The 13,317-nt window shown below is 65.4% G+C and carries 14 protein-coding genes; 11 read left to right on the top strand and 3 right to left on the bottom strand.

What is annotated here, in order from left to right:
* The first annotated feature begins 8 nt into the window (after positions 1 to 8).
* Positions 9 to 1,457 (top strand): MFS transporter, encoded by a 1,449-nt coding sequence (locus HMI58_RS02500; protein ID WP_171618047.1) that lies wholly within the window; start codon positions 9 to 11, stop codon positions 1,455 to 1,457.
* 36 nt (positions 1,458 to 1,493) lie between these two features.
* Positions 1,494 to 3,275: a DEAD/DEAH box helicase gene (locus tag HMI58_RS02495; RefSeq protein ID WP_171584331.1), complete on the top strand. Its 1,782-nt coding sequence runs from the start codon at positions 1,494 to 1,496 to the stop codon at positions 3,273 to 3,275.
* Between the two features lie 35 nt (positions 3,276 to 3,310).
* On the opposite strand, the gene HMI58_RS02490 is transcribed toward HMI58_RS02495, so the two are convergent.
* Positions 3,311 to 4,210 carry a hypothetical protein gene (locus tag HMI58_RS02490; protein WP_171584228.1) on the bottom strand — a complete coding sequence of 300 codons (900 nt, stop codon included), beginning with the start codon at positions 4,208 to 4,210 and terminating at the stop codon, positions 3,311 to 3,313.
* 215 nt (positions 4,211 to 4,425) lie between these two features.
* On the opposite strand from HMI58_RS02490, the gene HMI58_RS02485 reads away from it, so the two are divergent.
* Complete coding sequence (locus tag HMI58_RS02485; protein ID WP_171618046.1) at positions 4,426 to 5,454, top strand: M12 family metallopeptidase; 1,029 nt, start codon at positions 4,426 to 4,428, stop codon at positions 5,452 to 5,454.
* Between the two features lie 7 nt (positions 5,455 to 5,461).
* Here HMI58_RS02485 and HMI58_RS02480 read toward each other — a convergent pair whose 3' ends face one another.
* Together HMI58_RS02480 and HMI58_RS02475 are read right to left on the bottom strand one after the other, a co-directional pair.
* On the bottom strand, positions 5,462 to 6,085 hold the full coding sequence (locus HMI58_RS02480; RefSeq protein ID WP_171584230.1) for a nicotinamidase: 624 nt from the start codon (positions 6,083 to 6,085) through the stop codon (positions 5,462 to 5,464).
* On the bottom strand, positions 6,082 to 7,431 hold the full coding sequence (locus HMI58_RS02475) for a nicotinate phosphoribosyltransferase (RefSeq protein WP_171584231.1): 1,350 nt from the start codon (positions 7,429 to 7,431) through the stop codon (positions 6,082 to 6,084). Before HMI58_RS02475 ends, HMI58_RS02480 begins: the two co-directional genes overlap by 4 nt.
* A gap of 68 nt (positions 7,432 to 7,499) precedes the next feature.
* Between HMI58_RS02475 and clpS the strand changes: the two genes are divergently transcribed.
* The 8 genes from clpS (at position 7,500) to HMI58_RS02435 (ending at position 13,098) form a co-directional block, all read left to right on the top strand.
* The gene (clpS, locus tag HMI58_RS02470; RefSeq protein ID WP_171584232.1) at positions 7,500 to 7,802 is read left to right on the top strand and encodes an ATP-dependent Clp protease adapter ClpS; all 303 of its coding nucleotides are present in this window, start codon (positions 7,500 to 7,502) and stop codon (positions 7,800 to 7,802) included.
* A 64-nt stretch (positions 7,803 to 7,866) separates the two neighbouring features.
* Positions 7,867 to 8,427: a DUF2017 domain-containing protein gene (locus HMI58_RS02465; RefSeq protein WP_171584233.1), complete on the top strand. Its 561-nt coding sequence runs from the start codon at positions 7,867 to 7,869 to the stop codon at positions 8,425 to 8,427.
* A 90-nt stretch (positions 8,428 to 8,517) separates the two neighbouring features.
* Positions 8,518 to 9,453, top strand: a complete 936-nt coding sequence (murI, locus tag HMI58_RS02460; protein ID WP_171618045.1) for a glutamate racemase — start codon at positions 8,518 to 8,520, stop codon at positions 9,451 to 9,453.
* Complete coding sequence (locus HMI58_RS02455; protein WP_171584235.1) at positions 9,450 to 10,253, top strand: MBL fold metallo-hydrolase; 804 nt, start codon at positions 9,450 to 9,452, stop codon at positions 10,251 to 10,253. Before murI ends, HMI58_RS02455 begins: the two co-directional genes overlap by 4 nt.
* A 48-nt stretch (positions 10,254 to 10,301) precedes the next feature.
* Positions 10,302 to 11,075, top strand: a complete 774-nt coding sequence (gene rph / locus HMI58_RS02450) for a ribonuclease PH (protein ID WP_171584236.1) — start codon at positions 10,302 to 10,304, stop codon at positions 11,073 to 11,075.
* Entirely contained in the window at positions 11,068 to 11,715 is a 648-nt protein-coding gene (gene rdgB / locus HMI58_RS02445; protein WP_171584237.1) for an RdgB/HAM1 family non-canonical purine NTP pyrophosphatase, read from the top strand. Before rph ends, rdgB begins: the two co-directional genes overlap by 8 nt.
* Before the next feature lie 47 nt (positions 11,716 to 11,762).
* Positions 11,763 to 12,461, top strand: a complete 699-nt coding sequence (locus HMI58_RS02440; protein WP_171618044.1) for a DedA family protein — start codon at positions 11,763 to 11,765, stop codon at positions 12,459 to 12,461.
* Positions 12,448 to 13,098: a GNAT family N-acetyltransferase gene (locus HMI58_RS02435; RefSeq protein ID WP_171618043.1), complete on the top strand. Its 651-nt coding sequence runs from the start codon at positions 12,448 to 12,450 to the stop codon at positions 13,096 to 13,098. Before HMI58_RS02440 ends, HMI58_RS02435 begins: the two co-directional genes overlap by 14 nt.
* The last annotated feature ends 219 nt before the right edge of the window (positions 13,099 to 13,317 follow it).

Raw genomic sequence — 13,317 nt, 5'->3', positions numbered from 1 at the left:
AAGGATTCATGACAGATCACCCCGCCCGCCCCGTCACGGGCTCTGAAGCCGACGGCGAGGCAGCGAACCTTCGCCCGCTGACCATCGGGATCATCGCCATCATCACCTGTGCCGCCTTCGAGGCGATGGCGGTGACGACGGCGATGCCTGCGGTGGTCGCGGACCTCGATGGAGTCTCCGGGTACGGCCTGGCCTTTTCGATGTACCTCACGGCGTCGCTGCTGGGCACGGTGATTGCCGGTACCTGGTGTGACCGGGTGGGTGCACGTCCAGCACTCGCCGTGGGCATGTTCGGCATGATCGCAGGGCTGCTGGTCTCGGGTGCTGCGGGTGAGTTCTGGATGGTCACCGCTGGTCGGGCCGTCTCGGGCCTGGGCGGTGGCTTTATGGTGGTGGCTGTCTACGTGATTATCGGGGGAGCCTATCCCCAGCACCGCCAACCGGTGATCTTCGGTTGGCTGTCCGCAGCCTGGGTGCTGCCCTCGCTGATCGGGCCGGCGGTGGCCGGTTACCTGGCGGCAGAAGCCAGCTGGCGCCTGGTCTTTCTCGGGGTGGCACCGATCGTCCTCGCCGCCTTCGCCCTGGTCTGGCCGAAAACCGCTGCCCTCGCACCACCCGAGCCCGGCGCCGGGAACCGGCACGACGGACGACGACGCGCCCTTACCGGGTTGGGGCTTGCCGGGGGAGTCCTGGCAGCCCAGTTTGCTGTCAACCGTCTCGCGGCGCAGGAAATGGCCGATGCCGCTGGGGCAGCTCTCCTGGTGGCGCTCGCCGTCGCTGGCGTGATCGTTGCTGCGGTGACCTTACCCCGGCTCCTGCCGAAAGGGACAGTGCGCCTGGCTCCCGGGCTGCCCAGCATTATTGCAACCCGCGGACTGGTGACGGCCGCGTTCTTCGGTGCTGAGGCATTCCTGCCGCTGATGCTGGTCACCTCCCGGGGGATGGATGAGGCGACCGCCGGGCTGAGCCTTAGCGCCGGTGCGCTGGGCTGGAGCGCCGGGGCTTTTGTGCAGGCACGGGTCACGTTCCGCAGGCAATGGTTGCTGGTGATCGGGGCGTCGGTGCTTTCGATGAGCATCGGCCTGCTGGCGCTCACCTCGGACCCGGTAGTGCCTTTCTGGGTCCTGGTGCTGGTCTGGACGCTGGCTGGCTTTGCGATGGGAATGACCCTGTCGAGCACCTCGGTGCTGGTGCTGAAGCTCTCACCCGCGCAGGAGCGGGGGAAGAACTCGTCGTCGCTGCAGCTCAGCGACCAGCTTGGCGGGGTGGTGGGAACCACTATCGCCGGCGGGCTTTTCGCCCTACTGCGTGACCCGTCCGACCCAGGACAGGTGGGCGTGTTTGTTGCGATTTGGCTGGCTCTGTGCCTCTTCGCGGTTGCCGGTATAGTTGCCGGTTTGAGGGGGGCACTGGGGTCCACCGATGAACCAAGCGCACCCGCACCCAGACACCCGTAGGCATGGAAAGGTCTCTTCTTAAGCGTGAGTAATAACATGCTCTTTGGCGTTGCCCCTGCCACAGGTGCGTCGCTGCCGCCGGCCTACCCGGAACGGGCAGCGTGGGGCACCGCCCCCAAGCTGCGCCAGTGGCAAGAACAGGCACTCGCTAAATACTTCAGTACCGGCCCCCAGGACTTTCTCGCTGTAGCCACCCCGGGCGCAGGTAAAACCACCTTCGCACTGCGGGTCGCCACCGAGCTGGTGGAGCGCGGCACTATCAACCGGATCACCATCGTCGCGCCGACGGACCACCTGAAGCGGCAGTGGGCTGATGCCGCCGCGAGGATCGGCCTGGCCATTGATCCCAACTTCCGGAATGCCGACGGCCGCCACGGCCAGGGCTTCATCGGGGTGGCGGTGACCTACGCGCAGGTGGCCAGCAAACCGATGCTTCACCGCGCCAAGACCGAGGCCGCACGGACCCTCGTCATCCTCGACGAAATTCACCACGGCGGCGACGCCCTCTCCTGGGGTGACGGTATCCGTGAAGCGTTTGAGCCGGCGACCCGGCGCCTGGCGCTGACCGGTACCCCGTTCCGTTCGGACACCGCCGCTATTCCGTTCGTTGAATACGCAGCGGATGCCGACGGCATCCGGCGTTCGAAGTCCGACTACACCTACGGGTACGGCGAGGCCCTCCGGGACCACGTGGTGCGTCCCGTGATTTTCATGGCCTACTCGGGGCAGATGCGCTGGCGTACCAGCGCCGGTGAGGAGATGGCTGCCTCGCTGGGTGAGGCGGCTGTCACCAAGGACATCACCGCGCACGCCTGGCGAACCGCGCTGAACCCGACCGGTGAGTGGATCCCTGCGGTCCTCGCGGCCGCCGACAAGCGACTCTCCGAGGTGCGCCGGACGGTGGCCGACGCTGGCGGGATGGTGATTGCGACCGACCACGACGACGCCCGCGCCTACGCCGGTCTCCTGAAGAGAATCACCGGTGAGTCCCCGGTGGTGATTCTCTCGGATGATGCAAAGGCCTCCGAGAAGATCGAAGAGTACTCGGCCGGCGAGCAGCGCTGGATGGTGGCCGTCCGGATGGTGTCCGAAGGTGTCGACGTGCCGCGGCTCGCCGTCGGCGTCTACGCGACGTCCACGGCAACGCCCCTGTTCTTTGCCCAGGCGGTAGGACGCTTCGTGCGTGCGCGACGCCGGGGGGAAACCGCATCGGTCTTCCTGCCCTCGGTTCCCAACCTGATGATCCTCGCCAACCAGCTGGAGCTGGAGCGGGACCACGCCCTGGATCGGCCAGCGACCGACGAGGACGGGTTTGCCCCCGAGGAAGCGCTGATGGAGGAGGCGAACCGTTCCGAGAAGGCCTCCGACGAACTGACCAAGCAGAAGTTCGAGGCGCTCGAGTCGCAGGCGTCCTTCGATCGGGTGCTGTTCGACGGCGGCGAGTTCGGCACCGGCGGGGAGATGGGGAGCGAGGACGAACAGGACTTCCTGGGCATTCCCGGGCTGCTCGACGCCGATCAGGTGGGAGTGCTGCTGCGGCAGCGCCAGCAAGAGCAGCAGACCCGGCGTGGACGCAAGGGGGGAGCCGTTGCGCCAGCGCCGGAGCCGCTGGTCGTGGATCACCGGATGTTGACCGAACTGCGCGGCGAGCTCGCGAAGAACGTCTCGGCGTGGTCCGCGCGGTCCGGAATGCCGCACGGCGTGGTGCACACCGAACTGCGGAAGGCTTGCGGCGGCCCCGCCGTTGCCCAGGCCAATGAGGATCAGCTGCAGCGACGGTTGAAGAAGCTTCAGGACTGGTTCATCGGCCGGAAGTAGGGCAGACTCTACCGCCGCGTGACCGGGCCGGGGAGCTAGTCGACCGAGACTACTGGCACGCCCAAATAGTTGGCCGCCCCATCACTGAAGTTCAGTTGTGCGTGGGAACCACCGCCCCTGGCATAGACGTACAGTGATGCGGTCACCCGGAGATAGGCCTGGTCCGCACCGAGCAGTTGCGCGTAGTACATGGTCCGCCAGCCATCAAATCGATCATTGATATTGATGTTGTCGTCCGAAATGCTCAGCACGTTTGTTGTTGCCGACGCTTTGTAGTTGTATTGGTAGCCAATTGTCGTCAGATCGATCTTGACTTTCGCTTCCTTGGAATCCCAGAACCCGTCATCAGCCTTCACAATATGGAATCCGTTGAAGGGGACGTAGACGGTGTGGGAGTAGTTGCGGTTTTGCGGTGCCTGGTAGGTGAACCACCAGTCCATGTAGACGGTGAACGAGCCGGCGCCCGTACCGAACAGGCCGGATCCCGCGCCGCTGGCAAAAGTTGAAGCGTCAATGTTCCCCGGGTTGTACCCCTGCCAGTACACCGCCCCGTTCGATCCGTGCAGCGTTCCGTAGTAGGGATAGACCCAGCCGACGGCGCTCGGCTCAGCGGCGAGGCTGCCCCGCACGAGTCCCGGATGGGCTGCGGCAGCGATTTCCGGGGCTACCTCGTAGCCTGACATCTTCTCGACAATTGACTCGGTGTCCTTGGCCGTGTCGGCTGCGAGGTCCTGGTGGGTCTTGTCCTGCGCCGCGAGGGCCTTGGAAAGCTCGTCCGGCAATTCCTTCTGCAACTGGCTCAGCCGGGCGGCGCCGCTCTTCTCCAGCTGTTCCAGCTGGTTGGCCTCCGCCTTCTGCAGGTCCACCACCTCTTCCCGCCGTTCGGCGACGAGTTGCTCGAGTACCTGGTCCACCTCAGTGGTAATCCGTGTCATGGTGTTCATCCTCAATCATTGGTTGAAGGTCAGTTATTGGGTATTGCAGTGGAAATTAAAACTGTACAAAGAGACCGTTATCCGAGTGTTATTTATTCGCACCGAATTTCAAGATGGGGGAACAAATAAATAACACCCGAGTAACGCGAGGAATGGTGTGATCGAATTCGGCTGGACGAACGTCCAGGCGACCAACGGCGCCCGAGGAGCACGACATGTCAGAGGACCAACCGCGACCGCACTGCAATCCCAAGCCCCGCATCCCGATTGCCCTACCCGCTGGCATTTCGGACCCGCGGATGCGGCTCATTGTGTTGCTGAGGACCAAATGGGTCAACGGCACGGTGCTGCACTATCACTTCCTGGGTGGCCCTGCCGCCCAGCAGCAGGCGGTCCGGAGTGCCTTCGCCGAGTGGAAAGCGCTCGGGATCGGCCTGGAGTTCGCTGAGGTGGGCGACCCTGGTGAGGCGGAGATCCGGATCAACTTCGACCAGGGCGACGGGTCCTGGTCCTACCTCGGAAAGGATGTTCTGGGCATCGGGGCCAACGAGCCCACCATGAACTTCGGCTGGGACCTCACCACTGACTACGGCAGGACCACGGCCCTGCACGAGATTGGGCATACCCTGGGCCTGCCGCATGAACACCAGAACCCCTTCGCGGGGATTGTGTGGAACGAACAGAAGGTCTATGAGTACTTCACCGGGGCACCCAACAGGTGGACCCGGGAGCAGACCTTCCACAATGTCCTCCGGAAGATCAATACCCACGAAGTCGAGGGGTCCAACTGGGACCCTGACTCGGTGATGGAGTACTGGTTCCCCGCGGGGCTGATTACCGAGCCCGCGGAGTTCAGTGACGGGTTGACACCCCCCGGTGGGCTCTCGGCGGTGGACCAGGAGTGGGCGCGGCGAAGCTATCCCGGGCTCACCGGGTCCTCCCCAGCGCTCACGCCATTCGAATCCGTGTCGTTGTCACTCGCCCCCGGGGCACAGGCCGACTTCGTGATCGACCCGCCGTCGTCCCGTTCCTACCAACTCGGTACCTTCGGCACGGCGGATACAGTGCTCGTGTTGTTCGAGGAGATCGACGGTGAGCCACGGTTCCTCGCTGGCGACGATGACAGTGGGGAGGACCGCAATGCGCTGTTCAGCGCGAGACTGATCCAAGGCAGGAGATATGTGCTCAGGGTCCGGCTGTACTGGGCAGGACAGTCGGGTCAGACAGCCGTCATGTACTGGTAAGTGGGGCCTAGTCCACCAGTTCGACGCCGGCGTCCTCAAGTTCCTCGAGGGCGGTCTCGACGCCGTCGGGATGGACTCCCCGGGTGTAGCGCAGCAGCACCGCGGTGCTGTAGCCGGCCGCAACGGCGTCCAGGGCCGTTGCCCTGACACAGAAATCAGTGGCAAGGCCCACTACGGCGACCTCGTCGACCTCGCGTTCACGAAGCCAGTCGTCGAGCGTGACGGGTTCGTCAGGCGTCAGATCGTCGAGGGCGCCGAGCTTCTGCTCTCCGGTCGGCACTTCGTCCTCCGGGGCAAGGACCCCTTCGAAACCCGAATAGGCCGCCTCGAACTGTCCCTTCCGGAACACTGCCTCAACGTTCTCGGTGTCCAGTTCCGGGTGAAACTGGGACCCCTTGGTGTCAGCGACGCAGTGCACCGGCCAGGAGTGACGGTAGTCGGGGGTGTCCGAGAAGTGCGCTCCAGGATCGATATGCCAGTCCTGGGTGGCGACGATGTAGTCGAACTCCCCACCTTCAGCGTCGATGAAGTCGCTCAGGCGTGCAGCGACGTCGGCGCCTCCGTCGACTGCTAGGGAGCCTCCCTCACAGAAATCATTCTGGACGTCGACAATAATCAGGGCTCGGGTCATGGCTCCTCCTCATACTCGGTGGGAATGGCAGGTTCTCCGCGTTGCAGCCGCATGACGGAACCGGGCAACTCGGTCATTGACGCGCTGTGGTGGGCCACGGCCCGCCGGACACCCTCTGTGCCGGTCCAGCCGGGCAGGATCTCGCCGTTGCTGACGAACTGCTGCAGCAAAGGGCGGTCGTTGCCGTCGTCGTGGGGGGATCGGCCGATGCCCACCACCTCGGCGGTGGCGGTGCCTGCGTCGTCCAGCCGACGGAGGGCGTACTTGCGCCCACCCCGTGAGGCCTTGTTCAGCGCGGACTTGGCGACCGAGACGAACTCGCCGTCGTCGTCGGTCCTGCTTACCAGCTTGTAGACGAGACCCGCCGTGGGAGCTCCCGACCCGGTGACCAGTGAAGTGCCGACGCCGTAGGAATCCACCGGTGCAGAGGCAAGCGACGCGATCGCGAACTCGTCGAGGTCGGAGGTCACCACGATGCGCGTGGTGTGGTTGCCCAGGTCGTCCAGGAGCTGGCGGACCCAGCGGGCCTGGGCCACCAGGTCGCCGGAGTCGAGCCGGACCGCACCCAGCGCCGGACCGGCCACCTCGACTGCCGTCCGGACACCCCGTTCGACGTCGTAGGTATCGACGAGCAGCGAGGTGCCGGCGCCGAGCGCGGCCACCTGCGCTGTGAAGGCGTCCCGCTCGGAGTCGTGAAGCAGGGTGAAGGAGTGGGCGGCGGTACCGACCGTCTGCACGCCGTACCGCCGGCCCGCCTCAAGGTTGGAGGTGCTGGCGAAGCCGCCGATTACCGCGGCCCGCGCGGCCGCCACCGCAGCCTCTTCCTGGGTGCGGCGCGATCCCATCTCGATGCAGGGCCGCTGGCCGGCCGCGCCAGTCATCCGGGACGCGGCAGAGGCGATCGCACTGTCGTGGTTGAGGATGGACAGCACCAGGGTTTCCAGGATGCAGGCTTCGGCGAAAGTGCCCTCGACAATCAGGATGGGGGAGTGCGGGAAGTAGGCTTCGCCCTCGGCGTATCCCCAGATGTTTCCGCTGAAACGGAAGTTGGCCAGCCAGTCCAGCGTCATGCTGTCCACAACTGACGCTGAGGACAGGTGGTCGAGCTGCTCCGCACCGAAGCGGAAGTTCTCGAGGCTTTCAAGCAGCCGCCCGGTTCCGGCAACCACGCCGTAGCGCCGTCCTTCCGGGAGTCTGCGGGCAAAGGCCTCGAACACTGACTTCCGGTGGGCTGCCCCCGAGTGCAGGGCGGCCTGCAGCATGGTCAGCTCATAGTGGTCCGTATACAGGGCGGTGTTGGCCCGGGTGCTGATGACCGGGGCGGCGTCGGTGGGGCTCACAAGCAAAACTCTAGCCCCTCTGCACCCTCAGATACCCGGACTCTTCAGGTGGTGCCCGGTCCTACAATGGTTCTATGACAGTTGGCACCGCTCCGGACACCGAACGCCTCGAGGAAACGGACCAGCTGACGGCCAGCGACATCCCCTGGGTGGTGATCGTCTGGAACGATCCCGTGAACCTGATGAGCTACGTCAGCTACGTGTTCCAGACCTATTTCGGCTACAGCGAAGCCAAGGCGCACAAGCTCATGATGGAAGTCCATGAGGCGGGCAAGTCGGTGGTGGCTGGCGGAAGCCGTGAGGAAGCTGAACGAGACACGCTCGCCATGCATTCTTACGGGCTGTGGGCGACGTTCCAGAAGTCCGACGAACCCTAGCGCCTGCCCCAGCTCACCCGAGCAACCACTATTTTCGATGTTGACTGTGCGTTAAGGAGATTTTTTGGCCAAGGCATTCAAGGCAACCCGCCGAGGGATCATCGGCACCCTGGACCCGGGGGAGCGGCAGCTGCTGCGCAAGCTGTTCGAGGACATCATTGAGCTGCTGGAGCCCGCCGAGCCCGCCGACGCCGATCCGCTCGCCGCGATGGTCGGGGTGGACAGCGTCGCCGTTGCCCCCTCCGACAGTGCTGTCCGGCGGCTGCTGCCGGATGCGGTCCGCAACGACGACGACGAGGCGCTCGAGTTCCGCCGGCTGACCGAACGGTCACTGCGGGAAGACAAGATCGGCACCCTGCGCGGCAGCGCCTTGCTGCTGGAATCCAGCCCGATGACCCTGAGCGCGGACCAGGCGCGGCTGATGGCGCGTGCCCTCAACGACGTTCGGCTGGTCCTCGCGGACCGGCTGAAGATTGAATCCGACGAGGATGCCGCCCGCCTCCACGAGATTGACGACGTCGCCGACGCCGACGACGTCGAGACCTACCTGGCACTCGTCTACAACTTCGCTAGCTGGCTGCAGGAGTCACTGATCCAGGCCCTGTTTGGGCTCAAGGACAAGTGATGATCCTGCCGGCGCGCTCCCGCGCTGTGACTAATTGCACTGGCCGCGGGTTCGTCTAATGGCTGTCGCACGTCTTATGGTCGGTAGATTATGACCAACGTCCCGGGTGAGATTTCATCGCTGAAACGAACCGAGGCCCCGATCGGTATCTTCGATTCGGGCGTCGGGGGGTTGACCGTCGCCCGCGCCGTCATCGATCAGCTGCCGCGGGAGTCGATCCTGTACGTCGGGGACACCGCTCACGGCCCCTACGGGCCGCTCCCCATCGCCAAGGTCCGCGCACATGCGCTCGGCGTGATGGATGAACTGGTCGACTCCGGAGTGAAACTCCTGGTGATCGCCTGCAACTCTGCCTCTGCCGCGGTCCTCCGTGACGCCCGCGAACGCTACACGGCGCGGTACGGCATCCCGGTGATCGAAGTGATCCAGCCAGCCGTCAGGCGTGCCGTCGCGTCCACTCGCAGCGGAAAGATCGGTGTCATTGGGACGTCCGCGACGGTGGGCTCCCGTGCCTACGAGGACACGTTTGCCGCCGCGCCGCACCTGTCCATTACCTCGGCCGCCTGCCCCGATTTCGTCAAGTTCGTTGAGGCGGGGATCACCTCCGGTCCCGAACTTCTCTCCACGGCGCAGCAGTACCTGCAACCGCTCAAGCGCGCGGGGGTCGATACCCTGGTGCTGGGATGCACGCATTATCCGCTGCTGACCGGGGCAATCTCCTATGTCATGGGGGACGCGGTCACACTGGTTTCCAGCGCCGAGGAGACCGCCAAGGATGTGTACCGGGCCCTGATCTCCCACGATCTGGAGCGGGTGGGGGATTCCCCGCCGAAGCACCATTTCGTAGCTACCGGAGACGCCCAGCGCTTCGGGGAACTGGCCCGTCGCTTCCTCGGGCCCGAGGTGCTCAGCGTCGAACACGTGGACCACGTGGCAGCGCAGTACCCGACCGGGAGCATGGCCCGGATCACCCCCGAGATGATCGCTACCGCCCGCGCCGACGCATTGGGGACCTCCCGCCCATGAAGTTGACCATTGTGGGCTGCAGTGGCTCCTTCCCCGGCCCCCAGTCACCGGCGTCGTGCTATCTGGTCACCGCCACCGTTCCCGACGGCGAGGGCACGAGAACCTGGCGGATCCTCCTGGATCTGGGCAACGGGGCACTGGGGGCACTGCAGCGCTACATGGACCTTCGCGACATTGACGCAGTCTTTCTGAGTCACCTTCATCCCGACCACTGTATGGACCTCTGTGGCCTTCACGTCGCTGTGCACTGGGACCCCAACGGCTGGAACCGGCCGCGCATCCCGGTGTGGGGTCCCGGGGGAACCGCGGACCGGATGGCGACCGCGTACGGCCTGGAGCTCGATCCGGGGATGCACGAGGACTTCGACTTCCACCAGTGGAGCTCCCGCGGCTCCGTGACCGTGGGCCCGTTCAAAATCACCCCGTACCCGGTGCTGCACCCGGTTGAGGAGGCCTACGCCCTCCGCGTCGAGGTGGCGGGGGAGAATCCGGGGGACCCACCGCGGGTGCTGACCTACTCCGGTGACACCGACGCCTGTGAGGGGCTGATCGAGGCTGCCTCCGGATCCAATGTTTTCCTCTGCGAAGCCGCGTTCCACGAGGGCCGCGACGACGCGATCGAGGGTGTGCACCTCACGGGCAGGCGCGCCGGGCAGGTGGCGGCAGCGGCGTCGTCGGACCGGCTGCTGCTGACCCACATCCCGGTCTGGAACGACGCCAACCGGACTGTAGAGGAAGCCAGGACCAGCTACCAGGGCGACCTTGCTGTGGCCGTGGCGGGCGTGTCCTACGAGATCTGAGCGCAGCTCGCCCCCGCCCGTAGAGCCATGCCCCGTAGACTTGACCCCATGAATCCCGCAAACACTTCCTCCACTGCCGCTGCCCCGCTTCGGGCCGACGGTCGGACCGCAGACCAGCTCAGGCCCATCACCATCACCCGCGGGTGGTCCACGCAGGCTGAGGGCTCTGCCCTCATCGAGTTCGGTAACACCCGCGTCCTGTGCACCGCCTCGCTGACGCAGGGAGTTCCCCGCTGGCTCAAGGGCGAAGGGAAGGGCTGGGTGACAGCTGAGTACGCCATGCTGCCGCGAGCCACCAACACCAGGTCGGACCGTGAATCAGTCAAAGGCAAGATCGGTGGCCGGACCCACGAAATCTCCCGCCTGATCGGGCGGTCCCTCCGTTCGATCATCGACACCAAGGCGCTGGGCGAGACGACCATCGTGCTGGACTGCGACGTCCTGCAGGCCGACGGCGGCACCCGGACCGCCGCCATCACCGGCGCCTATGTGGCGCTGGCCGAGGCAATCCGCTACGCCAAGGAAAACAAGCTCATCGCTGCCTCGGCCCGGCCCCTCATCGACACGGTGGCAGCTGTCAGCGTCGGCATCATCGACGGGGTCCCCATGCTGGACCTGCCATACGTCGAGGACGTGCGCGCCGAAACCGACATGAACGTGGTGGTGACCGGCAGCGGCAAGTTCGTCGAGGTGCAGGGCACCGCTGAGGGCGCACCCTTCGACCGGGACGAGCTGGACGCGCTCCTGGATCTGGCCCTGCTCGGTACCTCCCAGCTGACCCAGATCCAACTCGACATTCTCGCCGAGGGCGCAGGTGCCTGAGAGCCCCGAGGCAGCCTCGCGTCCCGAGGGAGCCCGGCTGGTCCTGGCGACCCGCAACCCTGGCAAGCTCCGGGAACTGCGGGAGCTGCTGCGCGGGAGGGTCCCCGGTCTCGATGTGGATACGCAGGTGATCGATGCGCAGGCAGCGGGAGCGCCCGACGTCGTCGAGAGCGGCACCACTTTCGAAGCGAACTCGCTGCTGAAAGCACGGGAAGTGGCCGCCGCGACCGGGCTCGTCGCCGTCGCCGACGATTCCGGCCTAGCGGTCGACGTGCTCGGTGGAGCTCCGGGAATCTTCTCGGCACGCTGGTCAGGGCGCCACGGCGACGACGAAGCCAACCTGAGCCTGCTGCTCGCGCAGCTGGGCGATATCCCGGCTGAGCAACGGGGAGCGTCGTTTGTCTGCGCGGCAGCGGTGGCCCTGCCCGACGGCACCGCCCACGTCACCAGGGGTGAGCTGAAAGGTTCACTCCTGACGGCACCGCGAGGCACCGGGGGATTCGGCTACGACCCGATCCTGCAACCACGCGGCATGCAGGTGAGTTGTGCCGAGCTGACCCCAGCGGAAAAAAACGCGATCAGCCATCGGGCACAGGCCTTTGCGGCACTGGTGCCGCACCTTGTCGATGCCCTGAGCTAGCGCGGCGCAGGCGATAACCAGGATCGTAAGGCAAACTTGATCGGGATATGACTACTCTCCTGCACTCGACTTCCCTCCCCGCAACACTTGGCGCACCCTCAGGCGGAGGATCCTGGCTGGATTCCATCTCCGACTGGGCCGTGTCCATGATGGAAACCATTGGCGCGCCTGGCGCGGGGCTGGCGATTGCCCTGGAAAACCTGTTCCCACCCCTGCCCAGCGAGGTCATCCTGCCGCTGGCAGGCTTCACCGCGAGCCGAGGCAGCTTCACCCTGTTCGAAGCCATCTTCTGGACAACCGCCGGATCGGTGGTCGGCGCCCTCGCGCTCTATCTGCTCGGGGCCTGGCTGGGCCGCGACCGGATGCGTGCCATCGTTTCCCGGGTGCCGCTGGTGGACCTGCAGGACGTGGACCGGGTCGAGGCCTGGTTCAGCCGCCACGGGTACAAGGCGGTGTTCTTTGGCCGGATGATCCCGCTCTTCCGAAGCCTGGTGTCCATACCCGCGGGCATTGAACGAATGCCGGTCTGGAAATTCCTGGGACTGACCACCGCTGGAAGCCTCATCTGGAACTGTATTTTCGTCATGGCTGGCTTCTATCTGGGAGAGAACTGGCATGTGGTCGAAGCCTACGCGGATGTTTTCCAGAAGATCGTCATCGTGTCGGTCATCCTGTTAGTCGGTTATTTCGTCATCAGCCGGATCATGAAGATACGGCGCAACCGCGCAACGCATGACACGCCTTGAGGACGTCTGGCCGCTTTTCGGCCTGCAGATCTCCACGCCCCGGCTCACGCTGAACCCTGTCCGCGATGAGCAGCTACCAGGCATGATCGACGCGGTCCTCGCCGGTATCCACGATCCGGCAGTGATGCCCTTCGGTGTGCCCTGGACCGACGCGCCACGCGACGAACTGATCAAGGGCACGGCGCGGCACCAGTGGCGGCAGCGCACCACTGTCGAGCCGGAGAACTGGACCCTGAACCTGGCGGTGTGTTGTGGGGGACGGGTGATCGGCGTGCAGGACCTCTCAGCACGCGACCTGAGCATCCAGCGTACTGTGCATACCGGTTCGTGGCTCACCCAAGCCGAGCAAGGGAAGGGGCTGGGTACCGAGATGCGGTCTGCCGTCCTGCAGTTCGCCTTCGATTACCTGGGTGCCAAGTGGGCCGTCTCTGATGCTGCCTCCTGGAACGCGGCGTCGTTGGCGGTGTCCCGGAACCTCGGCTATGTCGCCAACGGTGTTACCCGGACGGTCGTCCGACCCGGCGAAGCCACCACGATTCATCACGTCCGCCTGGCCGCAGAAGCCTTCGCCCGGCCCGGGTGGTCCATTTCGGTGGCGGGCTTCGACGCGGCGCGCTCCACGCTGATCGCCACCTAGGCGTCGCCGACCGAAATCCCAGCGGGGCGACAGTGGACGCAAAGCCCTTGTACAGATGCGGCGGGTTGTCTGAGGCATTTGTACAGATGTGGCGGGTCCGAGGGAGTGTCACCCACCAGTGCTGCACAAACGGTTCCGACGTCGTCGCGCTGGCGGTTGCTCACCCGCCAGTGCTGCACAAGTCGTCCCGACGTCATCGCGCCCCCGAGGGCCCAGAAG

It is taken from the genome of Arthrobacter sp. 147(2020), assembly GCF_013116715.1.
Taxonomy (GTDB): domain Bacteria; phylum Actinomycetota; class Actinomycetes; order Actinomycetales; family Micrococcaceae; genus Arthrobacter_D.
This window is presented reverse-complemented; position numbering and strand designations above follow the sequence as displayed.